This is a genomic window from Mesorhizobium sp. B2-1-1 (genome assembly GCF_006442975.2).
GTDB lineage: Bacteria > Pseudomonadota > Alphaproteobacteria > Rhizobiales > Rhizobiaceae > Mesorhizobium.
The window spans coordinates 5,376,421-5,394,448 of record NZ_CP083954.1 but is presented as its reverse complement, the minus strand read 5'-3'; the positions used below and the strand labels follow the sequence as shown (position 1 = coordinate 5,394,448).

The window sequence follows — 18,028 nt, the reverse complement described above, 5'->3', positions numbered from 1 at the left end:
GGCGATCGTTTGGACATGCGGCCTCAGAGACGATTATCTCGGGATAAATAGCTGCCGCCGCGCCTGATCGAGCGCGGGCCGCTTGGTATAGTGAGAAAAACTGAGTGAAGCCTTATTTCACGCGCAGCTATTACTCTAGGTCGCGCGTGAAGGTTCCGTTCTCCTTGAGCCCCCCGCTGTCGTGGAACTTGACATCCAGACGCCAATGCGAACGGCGGCGGCATGTCGTTACAAGCGCGAAACCGTCGCCAGGGGCGAAACTTGTCTGCACCTCGCAACAATACGGCCCCTGCTCAGGATCGGGATCGGGAAAGCAAAAAGTCTCATTGGCCTGGAAATTGTCGGCAGTTCCGTTCGCAAACGGATATGGCGCGTACAGCGCCGAACTGTGGATACAATGCAGGATGCTCTGCTTGCCGGTTTTGCTGTTTGTTACACGAGCGGTGACCAGGCTGCTCACGTGCTCGTCACCCGACAGGAATACCAGTCCCTTTATTTCCTTGTTGCACACGAACCTGAGCAGTTTATGTAAGGAAAACGGGTATCCATCCCACGCGTCCGAACGCAAGGCACAAGTGGGGGCCTCGGCCACCTCCCGCCGCCGCGGCAGCACTGCCGAGGATGTGAGAACAAATTTGGGCATTTCGGTGTGTTCAGGCTTGGTAAGCCATTCACAAAGTTTGGCGAATTGCGTTGAACCCATGATCCGCGCTTCGCACCAGTTCGAAACCGTCCGTCCTTGACGTTCGGTGCGCGTGTCGCAAAGGAAGAATGGCATACCGTTGTGGGTTAAATCGTCTCGCCAGATGTGTGCCGGCAGGCGCTTTTCCAGCACCTCGGTCTTGCCACGTTCGTACCTGAAGTAAGCCAGCTTCCCAGGCTTTATGACGATATCATTCTTGCGCATCGCCGGGTCAGGGTCTTTTGCCCAATTGTCGCGAATCTCATGATCGTCCAGCATCATTTCAACCGCCATGTCCAAGCGCTGCATCACCGCCTTCACACCGCGGCTCTGGCCCCGGCGTTCGTAGGGTATTCGGAATCGGTCGTTGACTACCTTAGGGTCGAAAAGCCCTGCCGTAGCGTCGATATATACCTGATCGCCGGCCAGCAGCAGCAACGTTGGGGCGCCGGGTTTGCCCAGTAGATCGCCGAGCGCGAGCAGAGACGCATCCGCGGGCCCTCGTGTCGCATGCTGACCGTCGGGCATGTGGTCGAGGAAATCACTGGGGTATTGGCAACTTGCGAGAGCGAATGAAAGGTTCGATACCGCGCGGGCATCGCTCTTGTGCCGATGGCTTCTGTGCGACCTTCCAGGCCTGCCGACGATCAGGCCACCTCGCAAATCATCCAATGTGTCAGTCTCGAGCGCATACCGAATAGCCTCGGCGGCCCTCTTCACCGCGTTCTTGGCATGCGAACCTGTGTCGAGGATTTCAGGTGGTGATCCCGCCGCGTCGGGCAGTTTCGGTAACCGAGCCAAGCCGCCAATACCCTGCGCCTGAACGTACAGCAGCAAGACCAGTACCTGCTGCGCTTCAGGCCACTCATGGAGCGGAACTTCAAATACGTAAGGAGATGCGGGTTGCTTAATATAGTAATGCGGAAGACTATTATAGAGGCTATCGTCGCTCTGTCCTTTCTCGTCGCCGCGGCTCGTAACCGGCGGACCGATCATGTGCAGGCGGTCGCCCTTTGCGTAGACGGGAACAATGAAAGCTGCATGAGGCAAGCCCCGCCCTCCGCTATCGGCCGCTTGCACCAGGATCTTGCCCGCCTCGACCTCTACGCGCACCCCGAAGGCGGGCGCCCTGGCTTCAGAGGGGAGAGAATGCGTCATGGCTTTTCCTCCAAGGGCCCCGGCATATCGGAGATATCCGGCATTCCTAGGTATTTCGCTATAACGCCGCAGATCGACGAGGCGTCTTTGCCGATCAGGCAATCCTGATGACCGTGGCCGGCAATGCACCAGGTCAGGTAGGACGGTTGGCCGAGCGCCAGGAACTGGCCGCTTTTGTCAATAAGATCCCTGATTTCTTCCTCCGATTGCACCGCCTCGACCGCATGCAGAGATGAGTTCAAATGCGGCACGCCGGCCCCTTTGAGCATATTTCGCATCAGTCTTAGCGTTGAGGGGGCGACCAAACCGTTTTCCGCTCCATGGATCGACATCATCGGGAATCTCAGTCGATCCCTCACCCGGTCCGGCAGCACATAGCGATTTATGCCGGCGCGATCGGTCACGGTGTTGAAGCCAGCAAAATGTATGACCTGCGAGACTGTCTCGACGCTGAGCGGGCCGAAGAAATCGTCGATGTGGTCGAGTACGAGGTCAGAGAGATTGTTGAGCGAGAAGGTGCGTGCATAGAGCGCGTCCATCCGATGTCTTGTGCCGACCCAAGGCGTCGCTTTGCCTGGGGGCCAGAGGGGATTCTCGCGCCGATACTCGTCGGACGGCAGCCACATTGCCGAGAGCGCTCTGTCGAGCAATTGACCGGCGAGCGAGATATCGCCATGCGGACTAAACACATAGTCTTCAAGTTGAAGAAAATAACGTACATATCGCATCACATATGCGGCGAGCACATTTGCCGAACTCAACAGCATTGCCGGGCCGACTTGCGAAAACACCACGCGCCCGATCTTATTGTGCAAATTCCTTCGATCATGCTCGCCAAGCACTGCCATGCTGAACATTGCCGCGCCCATGCAATGGCAGACGACATCGAGCCTTTCCTGCCCTGTCGCAGCCAGCACGTGTTGGACGGCGATCGGAATGTCATTCTCCGCCATCTCCTCAAAAGACCAACCGCCTGTGGCGGTAGTCAGGCCTGAACTCGATCGCATATCGAGCACCCAGACATCGCGCCCAGCATCACACAGCGATTGAGCGAGGTTGCCGGGTACGGCAGCATGAGCAAATGTGGTGCCGCTCGCACTGTAACCATGGATGAGCAAGACGGGGCGTTTCGGGACGCCCTTCTCGATCACCTTTGCGGAACTGCCGTCATAGCGGGCCAGGCGAATGCGGATCGGCGGGCTGAGCTGACCTTTCAAGGTCAACCAGTCGATTTGGGGCGCAGGTAAGCCCGGCACCGCCCCGGGCAACCGTTGTGGTTCACGCGCAGATGGCGGGTCGGGGCGGCGAAAACTCAGTGCATGTATCTGAAGCACGACGCGAAAACCGTAGAGTATGAAAGAGGCCAGATCTGCCAGTGCCGCGACACGGTCTTGCTGCCCCACTATCCGCAGCAGAGGCACCGATTGCCGCGCCAGGTATCGTTTGTTTAGCTCTAGCGACGGTAGCTTCTTGCCAATGACGGTCTTGCTCATCTGCGGGAAAACTTCGACCGACATCTCCATCAATTGCTGCCAAGGGCTGGCGCCGCGCGCATAGGTGAGCCGCTTCACCGCTCTGATTTTCTTCTGCGTGAACAGAGAGCTGTCGAACCTCGCGCCCGTGCCGAGATCTTCCGGCTCGACAACCTTGTCGATGTGCAAATCGTATTCGATCAGGCGGACCCCGCCCGCACGCGAGCACAGGTGCAGAATGTCGAGCAGTCTGAGATGGGATGCCCCTCCGCTAGGCGGCGTGAAACGCAACCATTCCTGGCCCTGGCGGACCAAGCGGTAAGCAAAGTCGCGCATCCCGCGGTTGAGCGCCCACGCAAGGATAGCGCGCAGCATTCGGGGCACGGGGCGCGATTTTTCCAGATCGAACAGGTGGAGCGATCCCGAGATCTCCGCCTCGAGCGCAACATGGCTTTCATAGGCCTGATCTGCAATGGGGTCGAACTCCTTTCCTGCACGCAGAATGCGCAGCCGACCATGGGCAATCGGCAAACACCGTCCACGGGGCGTTTGCAGCGCGTAGAGATCGGTGAGCACCACCGGCTTGGTGGTTAGCGTCAGTTCGACCATGTGTGGTTTCACACCGTTGCCGCGCATAGCCAGAGGGACCTTGCCGCGCACCTGTTCGGTCAGTTCGATGCTGGTAGGCGTAGGCGCAGGGTTCGTCCGCGGCGTGGAATATATCGGCCGCGTTTCGCCACGAGAGTTCCCAGGCAAGGGTGCATTGATCAAACGGCCGCCACTGAGTTGCCATTCCTCCTTGAGCTCGGTGATCGCTCGCAATGCCAGAACGGCTATGGTCAAGGCGGGATTGATGCCCAGCGACGTGGGCACGACCGAGCCATCGAGCACGATCAACCCTTCGTGAGTGCGTCTGAGGCCGACCGCAGCGGCATCGAACACGCGGCCGCAATGATCGGTCACGCCTTGGCGAACGTCGTCACCCATGGCGCAGCCCCCCAGGGGATGCACCGTCAGCAGCGGCCCGCGTTGGCGACCGAACACGGCTTCGAGCCTGTCGGACAAAGGTCGCCACAACAGGTTGTTCACCAGCCGTCCGCCCAATCCAGACTCTCGAAGCAACTTGCCAAGGCGCGCATGATGGTTCTCCAGCCGGGGGTCCAGTCGCAACTCCGGCCAGCGCACCGTGAGCATCCCGTCGGCGAGCAATTTTTCAGCATCCTTTTGCACCCCGTCGGCGCGCAATTTTTCAGCATCCTTTTGCATCCCGTCGGCGCGCATTTTTTCAGGATCGCCTTGCATCTCATCGGCGCTGTTTTGCATCGAGGGCCCTAGCGCAAGTGCTCCCTCCGCGTCGTCGCGGCCGATCATGGCCAGCACCAGGGAGTTGGTGATGGCGGCAGGATTGACGGCTGCGTCGTCTACTCGTGAAGGATCCGGCTCATGCTTCGCCCAGTCGCCATCGGCGACGCGATTGAGCACATCGAATGTGGTGGCGCTTTCCTCAAACAGGCGGCGCAGCGGTCCCGGTACGGCAAGATCCTGGATTACCAGGTCAGTAGCCGCGTTGCCGTCGCGCAGATCGATCATTGCGGTTATTGTCGGGCCGACCGCGCGACCGCAATCCTCGCTTTTGGTGTTTGGGGCCGGATCCTCGGTTTCATCAGCGACGCCATTCACCCGTGCCGCCAAATCATGGGCAACGACGAGCATGTCACCATTGGCGGAGAACTTGCTTCCCAGCTGATCGGAGAACTTTATCCCGCGGATTTGCGAGCGCATCAAAATTTCCGTCGAGCCGAATGTGCCTGCTGCAAGGATCACGCGCCTCGCCAGCAGCGCGAACGGCTTCCGCTGGTTATCGCGTAGATGGCCGTCGGTGTGATTGACGTCCAACTGCCATCCTTCGCCCGCGCGCAAAACGCGCAAGACGGTGGCGCCAGTGACGATTCGTACTCCGCTTTGTCGAGCCAGCCGCAACAAATTCAGGTCGAGGGATTCTTTGGCATTGTAGTTGCAACCAGTGGCGCAGTCGCCGCAACGGCGACATTTGCTCATCGCGACCCCGGCGTGGTTGGTGTGGCAATCGGAAGCGACGGTTATGTGAGCGGGCCGTGCTTTGCCACCAGCCAAATTTCTAATTGCTTCGGACTTGGCCAGGAAAGGCTTGGTGACACGTATCGGCTTGGCTCCCAGCCAATCGCGCAGCCGTTTACCCGTCTCCTCGAGATTCGTATCCCTGCGGATTTTGGTGGGCCAGCGTGCTTCCCGGAAAATCTCCAGCAGCGGCATCTCCATCACGCCGGCGTTGATTAATGAGCCTCCACCCAAGCCACACGCGACGAGAGCTACCGCGTCGTCGCTGCAGCGCAAGTCGTAAAGACCATCGAACACGCCGCGTTGGCGTTTCGCAAAGGGGGTGGCAAAGCGGATGTGGCCACCCAGATCGGCCAATCGCGAAGGGAACATTCCGGCCAAGTACTCCTTGCCGCGTTCGAGCACGCAGATTTTTAAAGATTGGCCTTGCACATCCTTGCAGCTACTCAGTTCGGCGGCAGCCACCGAGCCGCCATAGCCGCTGCCAACGATGACAACATCAAAGTCATATCCGCCCTTGACAGTTGCCCTTTCCGTATCGGCGATCTGCGGAAAATCGTGGACCAATGTCTCGAGTCGGTGCGAGAGCCAAGCCGTCGCACGTGGCGGCTCCGGCGCTGCCTTGATGTGTACCGGCAATGCGTCCTCCCTAATTTAGATATCAATCATATACGAAATTTGGTGTAACGTCAGGAAGTCACGCAATCTATCGGGGCGATATTCATTCCCTTTAGGAAGTGCGCGGTCGGCGGTGCCTTTCTCTGCCCTGAAACCATGGGCACGGCTGCGGGAAGGAACCCATGGAGGGTACTTGCGAGCTACTTGAGAGTTTTCTGCCGCTGGAATTACTCGGTAGAATTCACGCACTTCGAGCGGATGGCCCAGTAGCCGTCGAATTCCAGGCTGCAGTGGTGTTTGTCGATGTGTCCAGATACACGGCCTTGGTCGAGCAACTAGCACGACGGGGGCAAGAAGGACTTGAAAGAATCCCGAGCCTGCTTAGTCACTCCTACGCGCGATGCGTAGAGCAAGTATACAATCGTGGAGGCGAGATTTTGTACCTCGCCGGCGACGAACTGCTAGCCTACTGGTCGGCGGATGTCCGCGGACTTGAAAGCGCGGTGCGAGCGGCGACAGCCTGTGCCAAGGCAATCTGCGGCGGCCAGAACGAGCGTTTGGAGGACGGAACAGCTGAAATCGCACCCGCGCTGCATGTTGGAGTAGGGGCGGGGGCCCTCTGGGCGGCGGCTTTAGGCGGTCAGCCGGTCTGGACTCTCTTTGCAGGCGGAGATGCCATCATGCAGGCCGCTCAGTCCCAAGCGGCTGCGCGCCAATGGGAATATGTACTTTCCGACAAAGCCAACTTGGCCCTTGCGCAGCCGTCTCAATCGCGGCGCAGTCGGCCTACGCTGGCTTCTCCGCCTCCGGGCTGGCTGGCAAGGTTTTTGCCTTTGCAGCTCAGGGACCTGCTGTCCGAAGCCGACTTGCGCTCAGTTGCCGCGGACAGCGCCGTTGCCATCCGTTCCGAAGAAGATCGTCCAACGACCGCCCGCTTAGACGCCCTGGCGGAGATTAGGCCGATCACCGCCCTTTTCGCGCGAATTGCCGGACTTGACCATCGTCAACCTCAGGCGCTTGCGCGCTATCAATTGCTATGCGCGACCCTCCAGGAGGATCTGCGTTCGCGCGGTGGGCCGGCCGGCGAGTTGCTCTTCGACGACAAAGGTCTGATTTTCTTTGCGACGTTCGGAGCGCGAGGCAGTTTCCACCGCGACGATCCTTGCCGTGCCGTCGATGCTGCTCGCGCGATCCGTCTGACGGCCCAACGCTTGGGCCTCTCCGCGTCGATGGGCGTGGCTACCGGCGATGCGCTTTTTAGTGTTGTCGGAAGCGCACGCCGGCGCCAGCTGATGGTGATCGGCGCGCCCGTGAATCGGGCGGCGCGGCTTATGACGGCGGCATCGGCAAACGTTCTCTGCGATGCACCAACAGAGCGAGCCAGCCGGACGGCGTTTTGGTTCGAAGAACACGGCACGTTGCAACTGGACGGACTTGGGGACATGGCAACGGTATTTTGTCCCATGGATCCGCGCGCCCCGGTCCAACCTCTTAGTCCGCTGATTGGTCGGCAGAGCGAGCTGGAGTTCCTGAAACGTACGTTCGAGGAGACCCGCCGTGGAGGCAGGCGTTTGCTCGTTGTCTTGGGTGAGTCGGGCATTGGAAAAACCGCTTTGATCAGAGCTTTCACGGACGAACTGCGCTCAACCGCAATCGAGGTTTTGACCGCGCGCGCCGAACGTGACGATCGCCGGACATCGCTCCTGCCATGGCGGCGGGTGCTTGTGTCCCTTCTCGGCCTACCGTCCGACAGCGATGGATTTGCGGTGCTTGATGTCGTCACACAACGGGTTCAAGGCAACTCGTCGCTCGTTGGGCGACTGCCCTTGCTAGGTGATGTTCTGAGCATCGAAATTCCCCAAAACGACGGGACGCGACATCTGGAGGGACCTCATCGCGCTGATGCCACCATGCGTCTTTTGGGTGATCTCATGGATAACTTGGCACCGCGCCCGTTGGCATTGGTCCTGGAGGACAGTCAGTGGCTGGATTCGGCATCGTGGCGCCTCGTCGAGTGGGTTCTCTCATCTCTGTCCTCGTTGCTTCTGGTCCTGTGCGTACGCTCGGACGAAGTTCCGGAGGAGTTAAAAAACCTACGAAGGCGAGCCGAGGCCACAAGAAGGAATACATCCGGAACGGAACCTGACGATCCCGCGCGCCTGTGTCGTATCCTGGATCTTGAGGAACTCAGCGAGGCGTCGATTTGCGAACTGGTCGCCCGCACGCTCGGGGATGTGCCCCCACATGGCGAACTGGCGCGCCGGGTCTCGGCCTTAGCCGGTGGCAATCCGTTTTTCGCCGAGGAGATAGCGCTGACATTAAAGAGCCAGGGGCTCATCGCCATACGCGATGGTTTGTGGTGTCCGATCCGCCCGCTCGAGAGCCTTCGATATTTCGAAGGTGTCGATCGGGTCATTCGGGAGCGCGTTGATCGATTGGAGACCTCAGTCCAGCACGTTCTCAGGGCTGCGGCCGTGATCGGGCGTTCATTTACCGGCGAGGCCCTGGCGACGTTGCTCGAGGGCGAGTTGGATCACGACGGTGTGGGTGCAGCTGTCGAGTCGCTCGTGGCGGCGCATCTCGTGCGTCAGGGCACTGGATCAGGGAACTACGAGTTCCGTCATGATCAAATCCGAGACGTCGTTTATGGCTCAATTCCCAGTGAAGTGCGACAGCGACTTCATGCAGCTCTGGCCGCTTGGATCGAGTCGAGCCAGTCGGCCGCCATGGGCGCGGATGTCGCGGCCCTCGTTCAGCATTTTGAGGCCGCCGGAAACAATTTCAAGGCAGTTGGATATGCCAATTTGGCAGCAATCAAGGCGCTGCAGGTCGGTGCGTTTCGAGAGGTCGAGGCGTTTCTGGAAATCTGCTTGAGATACGAGTCGAAGCAGCCTTGGAGTGCTGAGCAAAGACTTCAGTCGGTGCGTTGGCGCAGGCAGCTCGGCGAGGCCCATTACAGTCGTGGCGACCTCCATGCTCAGGGCATTTCGGTGAGGCGCGCCCTCACCTTGGCGGGCACGCCGGTTCCACGTTCCTCGGCAGCCCTTTTGATGCGGCTGCTTGGGGGTGGAATGCGGCTCGCGTTCCAACAAGTGTTCCCTCCTTCGCTATGGTCAACTCAGGGTGGTGTGCTGGACTCCTGGGAGCGAGAACTAGCTCGCTGCCTTAACCAGGCGGCGGTCGTGGACTATTTCGAGCTTCGCTTTTCGCGAGCGTTTTCCCACACCGTCGCGGCTGTCGCCCATGCGGAGCGCACGGGGCTCACCATGGAGATGGTGATCGCGTCCGCCCAACTGGCATGCGGGCTGGGAATTCTGGGGCGCCGGCGCGCTTGCAACTACTTCATGGCAAGGGCAGAACGGGTGGTGACTGCGCTCGCCGATCCAGCGGTCCATGCCCACCTGTGTAATCTCGATGCGCTCTGGCGCATCGGCCGCTGCGACTGGCTGATGGTAGATCGTCGTCTGGATCAGTCTCAAGAGCTGTGTCTAAAGGCGGGCGATCAACTAAGTTGGTGCAACGCCCAGGCCATGCGCTTCTGGTCAATGTACTACCGCGGTGAATCGGGTGCGCTGGAGTACACCGCCCAGGCGCTGCTCTCCCGCGCGCAGAACAGCGGAAACCTCCAGCAAGAGATTTGGGCGCTCCGATGCAAGTCGTTGTGTGTGCTCCACACGGATAGCCCCCGTGAAGCGGTCGACATCCTTCGGCTGACCACGTCCGCTATGGTCGGATCCGCCGATCTCGCCGACTTGGTCTCCGCCAAAGGGTCGCTTGCGCTCGCGCTTGCACGGGTCGGGCTCCATGCTGAGAGCCTTCGGGCTGTGGTCGAGACGCTACGCCTGCTGCGCGAGATGCGTCGCCCGACTGTGCACAGCACACTGCCCGGCATTGCCGGCGTGTGCGAAGTGCTTCTGCGCGGCAGGGAGGTAGGCCTCTCGCGCGAGTACGACCAGTGGCGCCACTGGGAGCGCCAAGCGCTGCATGAGCTCAAGCGTTACCGCCGCGCGTTTCCTGTCGGCACTGCTCAGTATGGGCTGTGGGTCGGCGTGGCCCATTGGCTGGACGGGCGCGGTGACCGCGCCGTCTCTACTTGGCGGCAAGCACTCGCGGCTGCGCGGCGCCTCTCGTTACGCAGGGATCAGTCGATCATTGCGGCCGAGCTGAGGCGCCGGCAAGACAAGATCTAAGATACTCTCCTGCGTTGGAGTTATCCGATCGGCAACTTGGGGGCGACATGGCTTTTGGCGGCGCGAACGAAAGAAATGATCTCCCGCGCCTTGCACGGATCGATCCGCGCCTGTTCGATCTTCTTTTCGGCGGCTGCAAGGTTGAACGCCACGCGGCGGGCCAGATTCTCTTCGTCCAGGAAGATCCATCCGATCGTATTTACGGGGTGATGAGCGGGACGGTGGAGATCTCGATGTATTCGCCGGGAGGCCGGAAGCTGGTGGCCAATATCGAGCTTTCGCACAGCTTGGTCGGAGAGATCGGCGCGCTCGACGGGCGCCCGCGCACCGCAACCGCCACTTGCCTGACCGTTTGCGATCTGGCCTCGCTCGGTCGGAAGCAGCTCTTCGATCGCATCGAAAAAAACCCACCTCTGGCACGCGCCATGATTGAGCTTTTGTGCGCACGGCTGCGTTGGGTCAGCGGCGAACTTGGCGATCAGGCTTTCTTCGGCATTGAGGCCAGGCTGGCAAAACGACTGGTCTTTTTGGCCGGCGTTATGGCGGATGGCTCAGGTTGGATACCGATCTCCCAGTCCGAACTGGGGGAGTTCCTGGGCGCCACGCGCGAGTCCGTCAACAAGACACTTAACGATTGGCGCAACCGTTCGATCATCGCAATCAAGCGTGGTGGCCTGCGCATAAGGAACGCCGGTGCGCTTCGTCACATCGCCGAGTCACAGGACGATGACTGATGTCGCCATTCGCAATCGGCGCGCGTGCATCAGAGCCGCGAAATTAGATTGCGCAACGAAGACCGGATCGGCATGAAGGGATAGTCCTCCACCTGTCGTGGTGACGAACTGGGAACCTCCGTTCAGCATCCTGACGCCGTCCCAGGCGATTGGACCTGCCACGGCTGTCGCGCGATCTATGGTCGGGCTTTTCTTAATAGTCCGTCGGTCAGTCGGTACCCGCTCAAGGAGGCAGAGCGGTGGCGCTAGCCACCGCTCTTATCTGGATCAATTCCGGCAGTCCGGGCTGACAGGATCGTACTGGTGTGGGCTGACCCCCATGCACTTGGAGTTCGAAGCGCCACCAGGCAATCCGATCGACCCGGTCGGGAAGCCATACACCGCTTCTTCTGAAGCCAATGAATGTTGACCCTTCAAGTCACCCGGGGCTTCGAAGTCACCATTGTCGGCTCGCAGACTGTGGACGAAGGTCGAGTCGATCGCGAACGAAGGCACCGTGAGGATGAAGAATGCAGACGCAGCTGTAATGATCTTATACATGTTTCTCTCCCTTTGGTTGATGGCATCACAAAATTCGTGATGAGAACGAAATTGGCTTAGTTTAAAAACCAACTTCCTCTTCGGGCTTGATCTTTGCTATTTTCTTTATGATCTGTCCGAAAGAGAGACTAAATTGCCTGCTCTGTCATCTCTTGTACGCCGCGGGTGAGATTTGTATGTGAAGGAATTCACGCAGGGTGCTAATATGATCGACGGGACGCTTTTCATTCCCGCTGCTTCAGCACCGGGATCGGAACGAGGGACATCGGCTGGTACTGAGCCAGTCTTCGAAGGCCCGCAAGATCAGTCAAGTCGATGAAGCGCGCGTTGCTGGTGATAAGCTGTTCGGCGCGCAATTGCTGAATGATGCGATTGAGATGGGGCACGCTCAACCCGAGCGCGTCCGCCATGATTTCCTGTGAAAACGGCAGATCGAAACTTGCTTCGTCGGCGCGTTCGACTTCCAGGAGACGCGCGTGAATCTCCAGCAAAAGGTGCGCCAACCTTTCAATCGGAGTGCGCCGACCTAGATTGACGATGTGTTCCGCATAAGTCGCTGCCTCTTGGGCGGCGAGCCAACTTAACACCAGACCGAATTGGGGCTGCTCGTAGCAGAGACGAATGTACGCGTCGAACGAGCAGACGGCGTAGGTCAGTTCGCTCACGGCAACGACCGAACAAGTGGATCGATCGAAAAAGCTGACCGGGAATCCAATGACATCACCGGGCAGGATGAGCTTCAGGATTTGCCGCCTGCCGCTGCGCAGCAACCTGTAGCGGATCGCGTAGCCGTCTTTAACAAAGCACAGGTTTCGGAACTCGGAGCCGTGAACGACGAGTTCCTCCCGTTTCCGAATGGTAAGATCGCGCTCGAAGATTGCCTCAAGACGTTTGATGTCTAGCGAATCCAGCTTCATTGCACGTGTCAGTCGGGTCACGATCGGGTGGCCGGTCAGCGGCATGCCATGCTCCAAATGTTCATGACCTTCAACGAAACTTTCCTATGCTTATTAATCCAGATCAATGAACAGAATTATCAAACGAAAGTTGTATTGACTGGCAGGCCTACGCCACTGCGAATGCCCATGCAAATAGGCCATTTTCAGCGTTTCGCTGGAAAAAACCGGTTTGCGGGAACAACAAATGAGAGCCGTCCGACGGCTCCACGCTAAGGAGGAACAGCTGATGCCGCTCGACGATCAAAATACTTCCAATATATCCCGCCGCACCATGCTGCACGCGGGCGCAGGTCTTCTCAGTAGTGCCGTTCTGCCCTTATCCAGCTTTGCGGCTTTTGCAGCCGACGACAAGCCCGCGATAGGCACCTGGCCGGCCGGGTCGGCGGGCGACACCGTCTACATCGGAGCCGCGGTGCCCCTCACCGGTGCCTATGCCGTGCAGGGTGCTGATGAACTTAAGGGCTGGCAGCTGGCGGTCGACCACATCAACAACGGCCATGAGTTGATGAAGGCGTTGGCGCCGAAAGTCGACAAGGGGTTGCTCGGCAAGAAGGTCGAGCTGTTGTCCGCCGACAGCGCGGCCAAGCCGAACCAGGCCGTCGAGCTCGAGCAGAATTTCATCCACCAAAACAACATCATCCTGATGACTGGCTCGACTTCATCGGCGGTCGCGGTTGCGCTCAACAAATTCGCGCAGCGCGAGAAGATCCTCTACGTCGCGGGCATCTCCGGCTCAAACGACACAACAGGCAAGGACTGTGTCCGCTACGGCTTCCGCCAGAACTTCTACGGCCAGACCGCAGCCAACGCGATCGGCCCGATCCTTCTGAAGACCTACGGAAAGGGAAAGAAGGCGGCATTCATGACGCCGGACTACACTTACGGTCACACCGTCACCAAGTCGGTGAACGACTACCTGACCTCTCAGGGTGGATGGGAGATGGTGACGGACCAGGTCTCGCCGCTAGGCACCCAGGATTTCAGCCAGTATCTGACCAACATCGCCAATTCGGGCGCCGAATTCATTGTCAACGTCAACTGGGGCCGCGACGCGGTGCTGTCGATCCAGCAGGCCAAGCAGTTCGGCCTGACTCCGAGCATGAAGATGGTCATCCCCTACCAGATCCCCTTCCTTGCCAAGGAAGTAGGCCCCGAACTGACAGCCGGCGTTTTTGCCGCTACCGATTTCTGGTGGACCCTGCAGGACAAGTATCCGCTCGCCAAGCAGTTCGTGGACGCGTTCCAGAAAAAGTTCGGTTATCGGCCGGAATGGGGCGCCGAAAATGCCTATGTCAGCTTCGCTCATTGGGCGCGCATGGTGTCGCAGGCCGGTAGCTTCTATCCGCCGGACGTCATCAAGCAATACGAGAAGGGTGAGACCATCCCTTCACTCGTCGGCGACGTTCACTATCGGCCGGAAGACCATCAGTGCGTGCGACCGGTCGTACTCGTCCAGGGTAAGGACCCCAAGGACATGAAGAGCGACGACGACTACTGGAACGTGGTCGAGGTGGTCGATGGCGCGCCGCTGATGCAGAAGCCTGACGAGTTCGGCTGCAACCTGGGCAGCTACACCTGATATCCCGCAGCGCCTTCTCCGCCCGCCACGGGTGGAGAAGGCGCTCGCACCGGGACTGGCTCTGGCTGGACTCAGACGGTTCGTCTCCCGGCGGTCGGTGGAATGTCGATTGTTCGCGACTTGTCAACCAAACCCTTGCTGGCGCGAGGGCAGGGCATATTTTTCATGATTAAGGTGGGCACAGAGTGATCAACTGGGCAAATTTCATCTCGCAGTGCTTCAATGGGCTCGTGCTCGGCGCGCTTCTGGCGCTGATCTCCTCCGGGCTGACCATCATCTACGGGACGCTCGGCGTCCTGAACCTTGCCCATGGCGCGATGTTCATGCTCGGAGGCTATGCCGGCTGGCTCGCCTACACCTACACAGGTTCATTCCTCGCCGCGGTGGCGGCCGGATCGCTGTTCGTGATGATCATCGGCGTGTTGATCGAGCGGCTGATCATTCGCCATTTCTACATGCGGCCGCTTGAGGACCAGCTTCTCGTTACGTTCGGGCTCGGCATCGTTTTCGTCGAGACGATCCGCTTCTTCTTCGGCAGCCTCTCGCGCACGGTGCCGCCGCCCGCCTCGCTGGTCGGCATCACCCATCTGGGCTTCATGGTCTATCCCACCTACCGATTGGCGCTCCTCGGCATCGTCGCCCTGGCTCTGCTGATGCTCTATGTCGTGCTCTATCGCACCCGCATCGGGATGATCGTGCGAGCAGGCATCGAGGATTCGGTAATGGTCGATTCGCTTGGAATCGACGTCTACAAGATCTTCATGCTCGTCTTCGGCATCGGAGCCATGGCGGCCGGCTTCGCCGGCATTGTCAATGCACCCGTGGTGTCGATCGCGCCCGATGTCGGGGAAGCCATACTGGTCCAGACCTTCGTGGTCGTGGTGATCGGCGGCGTCGGTTCCTTTCCGGGCGCGATCCTCGGCGGCCTCATCGCCGGCGAAATCATCAGCATCACCTCGATGTTCAATCCCGGTTATTCCTATGTCATGCTGTTCGTGGCGATGACTCTGGTGCTGGTGCTTCGCCCGCACGGGCTGCTCGGCACGGCAGGGCGCGAGTAGATGCGGTCGCCATGAACATCAAACATCCCTTCCTTGTCGAGCTTCTGACGGCGCTGGCGCTCGTCCTGGCGCCGTTCGTGCTGCCCCATCTCGGCTTTTCGCCCAGCACGATCAATCGTATCCTTATATGGGGCCTGTTCGGGATCGGCTTCGACATCCTGTTCGGCTACACGGGATTGCTGTCCTTCGGCCAGTCGGCCTTCTACGGTACTGGCGGGATGTTCGCCGCCTATCTCCTGACTGAAACCGGCTTCTCCTATGTCATGGCTGCCATCGTCATGGGCGCCGTCGTGTCGGGTGTCGTCGGCTATGTGATCGGCCTGATCGCCCTGAGACGCACCGGCATCTATTTCGCCATGATCACGGTGGCGATCGCCGAAGTCTTCTTCTTTGTCGAGTTCAATCCGCTCTCGGCATTCACAGGCGGCGAGAACGGCTTGCCTGGCGTGCCAACCCCGGTCGTCAACCTCGGCTTCACGGTACTCGAATTCAACACCGACTGGACGATGTATACCTTCCTGGCGTTCTGGTATTTCGTGGGCATTGTCGTCGCACTTCGCATCGTACGCTCGCCGGTTGGCGCGATCCTTTCGGCAATCCGCGACAATCCGCTCCGCGCCGCGGCGCTTGGCCACGACATACACGGCTACAAGCTCACGGCCTTCGTGATTGCGGCGATCTATGCCGGCTTTGCCGGCGGCCTGTTGGGCGTCATGCAGGGCTTCATGCCGCCGGACGCTTTCATGTTCGACACGTCCGGCCAGGTCGTGATGCAGACGGCGATCGGCGGTGCTGGCACACTGTTCGGGCCGCTGGTGGGCGCGACGGTGTGGCTGTATCTGAGCGACTTTTTCCAGAACACATTGCATCTCGGCGCCACATGGAAGTTGGTGCTCGGCATCGTTTTCGTGCTGCTGGTCTGCTTCCTGCGGCGCGGCATCGTCGGTGCGATCGTCGATCTCTATGGGTTGACCGGCGGCCGCAAGCGCATCGAACGGGCCAATACCGCGGTCGAGAGTGCGCCGCACGTCGTGACGGTCGTCGAACCGATGCCGGCGCGCCGGCATGGCACTGCGCCAGCATCCGGACCGATCCTGCAGGTGCAGGGCCTAACCAAACGCTATGGCGGCATCACAGCCAACAGCAACATCGACTTCAGTGTCGATCATGGGGAGATACGGGGCATCATTGGACCCAACGGCGCGGGCAAGACCACGTTCTTCAAGATGCTCACCTGCGAGATCGCGCCGACCTCCGGCCGCATCATGCTGGCCGGCCGCGACATTACGGGCATGGGCGTGTCCGAGGTGTGCCAGCTCGGGCTCACCAAGAGCTACCAGATCAACCAGCTGTTCGACCGCCTGACGGTGCGGCGGAACCTGATGATTGCCGCGCTGGGCGAGGCGCGTGGAAAGTTCCGGCTTGACCTGTTCAAGAGTATCCACAGCGTTCCCGGTCTCAATGAGCAGGTCGAGCGAACGGCGGCGCTGGTGAACCTTACGGCGCGGCTCGATCGGCCCGTTTCGGAACTGGCCTATGGCGAGAAGCGGCGGCTGGAAATCGGCCTTGCGCTGGCGACGTCGCCGAGCCTGCTCCTGCTTGACGAGCCGCTTGCCGGCATGAGCCCGCGCGAGCGCGTCGAGACCGTGGCGCTGCTCAAGTCAATCGCGCGTGGACGCACGATGATCATCATCGACCACGACATGGATTCGCTCTTCGAGCTGGTCGAGAAAGTGACCGTCCTGCAGGAGGGCAGGGTACTGGTCGAAGGCATGCCCGCTGAGATCAAGACCAACGCAAAGGTGCAGGAAGCCTACCTCGGCGGGGTACATGGAGAGGTGGCATGAGCCTGCTCGAAGTCAGGGCGTTGAACAGCTATTATGGCGACAGTCACATTCTGTTCGACGTCTCATTGAGGGTCGAGAAAAACGAGGTCGTGGCGCTGCTCGGGCGCAACGGCGCGGGCAAGTCGACGACGCTGAAGAGCCTGATGGGCGTGGTGACGCCACGAGCCGGCTCGGTTGAGCTCGACGGGGTTGAGCTGGTTGGCAGGAAGGCGCACAGCATCGCTCGGGAAGGCATGCAGCTCGTGCACGAGAATCGGCGCATCTTCGGCAGCCTGAGCGTCGAGGAAAACATCATTCTGGCCGGATTGACCGCCGACGACCGCTGGCCGCTGGAACGTATCTACACGATGTTCCCACGGCTGAAGGAACGGCGCACCAGCCGGGGCACGGATCTCTCGGGTGGCGAACAGCAGATGTTGGCCATAGCCCGTGCATTGGTGCGCAACCCGAAGATCCTTCTGCTTGATGAACCCTTCGAAGGACTTGCTCCAGTCATTGTGCACGATCTGGTGCGCGCCTGCCGCGAACTGGCCCAGGCAGGGCAGACAATCGTGCTGGTGGAACAGAACATCGCCGCGACGCTGGCGCTCGCGAGCCGCGTTTATATCATCAATAACGGCCATATCGCCCACGAGGGCCCGGCCGCCGAGCTCAAGACACAGCCGGGGCTGCTGCAGCATCATCTCGGCGTCTAGGGGCGAGCAGCCGCGGACGGCGTTCGACTTCCGACCGCCTTCGGCCATCCGTGCTTCATGCCGGCGACTATCCAGGCCATCGCTTGCAGGACCGTATCGCCTTCTGGCGCCAGCCGCTGATCGCCGGAAATATCAGGACAGTCTCCAGGTTGGAGTCGGCCTGGATTTTTGCCGACCTGCCGTGTTGGAAAAGAGAGGCACCGTTCGATTTTCGAGGAATTTCAAGTCGAGCCGGCGCCGGCTTCGGCGGCAATCGAGCAGATGATCGCGTGGAACCCGGAACGGATCGGGTCGACGCACGGTTGATGGTCTCCGGCGGTGCGGTGGGCGAACTGAGGCGAGCCTTCCGCCGGGTCTTGTAAAGAGTGTTTCGCCGGCTTGTGCACCGCAAACGAG

Annotated in this window: 11 protein-coding genes; 7 read left to right on the top strand and 4 right to left on the bottom strand. The window is 60.0% G+C overall.

The genetic code is table 11. The annotated features are described in order from the left end of the window. Positions 1-130 precede the first annotated feature (130 nt). Positions 131-1,840 (bottom strand): alkaline phosphatase D family protein, encoded by a 1,710-nt coding sequence (locus FJ972_RS26270; protein ID WP_140525292.1) that lies wholly within the window; start codon positions 1,838-1,840, stop codon positions 131-133. Further along, positions 1,837-6,048, bottom strand: a complete 4,212-nt coding sequence (locus FJ972_RS26265; protein ID WP_140525293.1) for a GMC family oxidoreductase N-terminal domain-containing protein — start codon at positions 6,046-6,048, stop codon at positions 1,837-1,839. The genes FJ972_RS26270 and FJ972_RS26265 overlap by 4 nt, the downstream gene beginning before the upstream one ends. Before the next feature lie 416 nt (positions 6,049-6,464). On the opposite strand from FJ972_RS26265, the gene FJ972_RS26260 reads away from it, so the two are divergent. Together FJ972_RS26260 and FJ972_RS26255 are read left to right on the top strand one after the other, a co-directional pair. After that, positions 6,465-10,217: an ATP-binding protein gene (locus FJ972_RS26260; protein WP_181173490.1), complete on the top strand. Its 3,753-nt coding sequence runs from the start codon at positions 6,465-6,467 to the stop codon at positions 10,215-10,217. Positions 10,218-10,264: 47 nt separating this feature from the next. Further along, positions 10,265-10,951: a Crp/Fnr family transcriptional regulator gene (locus FJ972_RS26255; RefSeq protein WP_140525295.1), complete on the top strand. Its 687-nt coding sequence runs from the start codon at positions 10,265-10,267 to the stop codon at positions 10,949-10,951. 267 nt (positions 10,952-11,218) lie between these two features. Here the strand turns inward: FJ972_RS26255 and FJ972_RS26250 are convergent, their stop codons facing one another. Together FJ972_RS26250 and FJ972_RS26245 are read right to left on the bottom strand one after the other, a co-directional pair. Next, complete coding sequence (locus FJ972_RS26250) at positions 11,219-11,491, bottom strand: hypothetical protein (protein WP_140498482.1); 273 nt, start codon at positions 11,489-11,491, stop codon at positions 11,219-11,221. Positions 11,492-11,715: 224 nt separating this feature from the next. Continuing rightward, a complete protein-coding gene (locus FJ972_RS26245) occupies positions 11,716-12,453 on the bottom strand; it encodes a Crp/Fnr family transcriptional regulator (protein ID WP_140498481.1) in 738 nt (245 codons plus the stop codon). Between the two features lie 223 nt (positions 12,454-12,676). Between FJ972_RS26245 and FJ972_RS26240 the strand changes: the two genes are divergently transcribed. The 5 genes from FJ972_RS26240 (at position 12,677) to FJ972_RS26220 (ending at position 17,994) form a co-directional block, all read left to right on the top strand. Beyond that, entirely contained in the window at positions 12,677-14,029 is a 1,353-nt protein-coding gene (locus FJ972_RS26240) for a substrate-binding protein (RefSeq protein WP_140513453.1), read from the top strand. 185 nt (positions 14,030-14,214) lie between these two features. Next, a complete protein-coding gene (locus FJ972_RS26235; protein WP_140525296.1) occupies positions 14,215-15,090 on the top strand; it encodes a branched-chain amino acid ABC transporter permease in 876 nt (291 codons plus the stop codon). A gap of 11 nt (positions 15,091-15,101) precedes the next feature. Beyond that, positions 15,102-16,937, top strand: coding sequence for an ABC transporter permease subunit (locus FJ972_RS26230; protein WP_140498478.1), 1,836 nt, complete (start codon positions 15,102-15,104; stop codon positions 16,935-16,937). Continuing rightward, positions 16,934-17,632: an ABC transporter ATP-binding protein gene (locus FJ972_RS26225; protein ID WP_140513459.1), complete on the top strand. Its 699-nt coding sequence runs from the start codon at positions 16,934-16,936 to the stop codon at positions 17,630-17,632. The genes FJ972_RS26230 and FJ972_RS26225 overlap by 4 nt, the downstream gene beginning before the upstream one ends. 83 nt (positions 17,633-17,715) lie before the next feature. Then, entirely contained in the window at positions 17,716-17,994 is a 279-nt protein-coding gene (locus tag FJ972_RS26220; RefSeq protein WP_140525297.1) for a hypothetical protein, read from the top strand. The last annotated feature ends 34 nt before the right edge of the window (positions 17,995-18,028 follow it).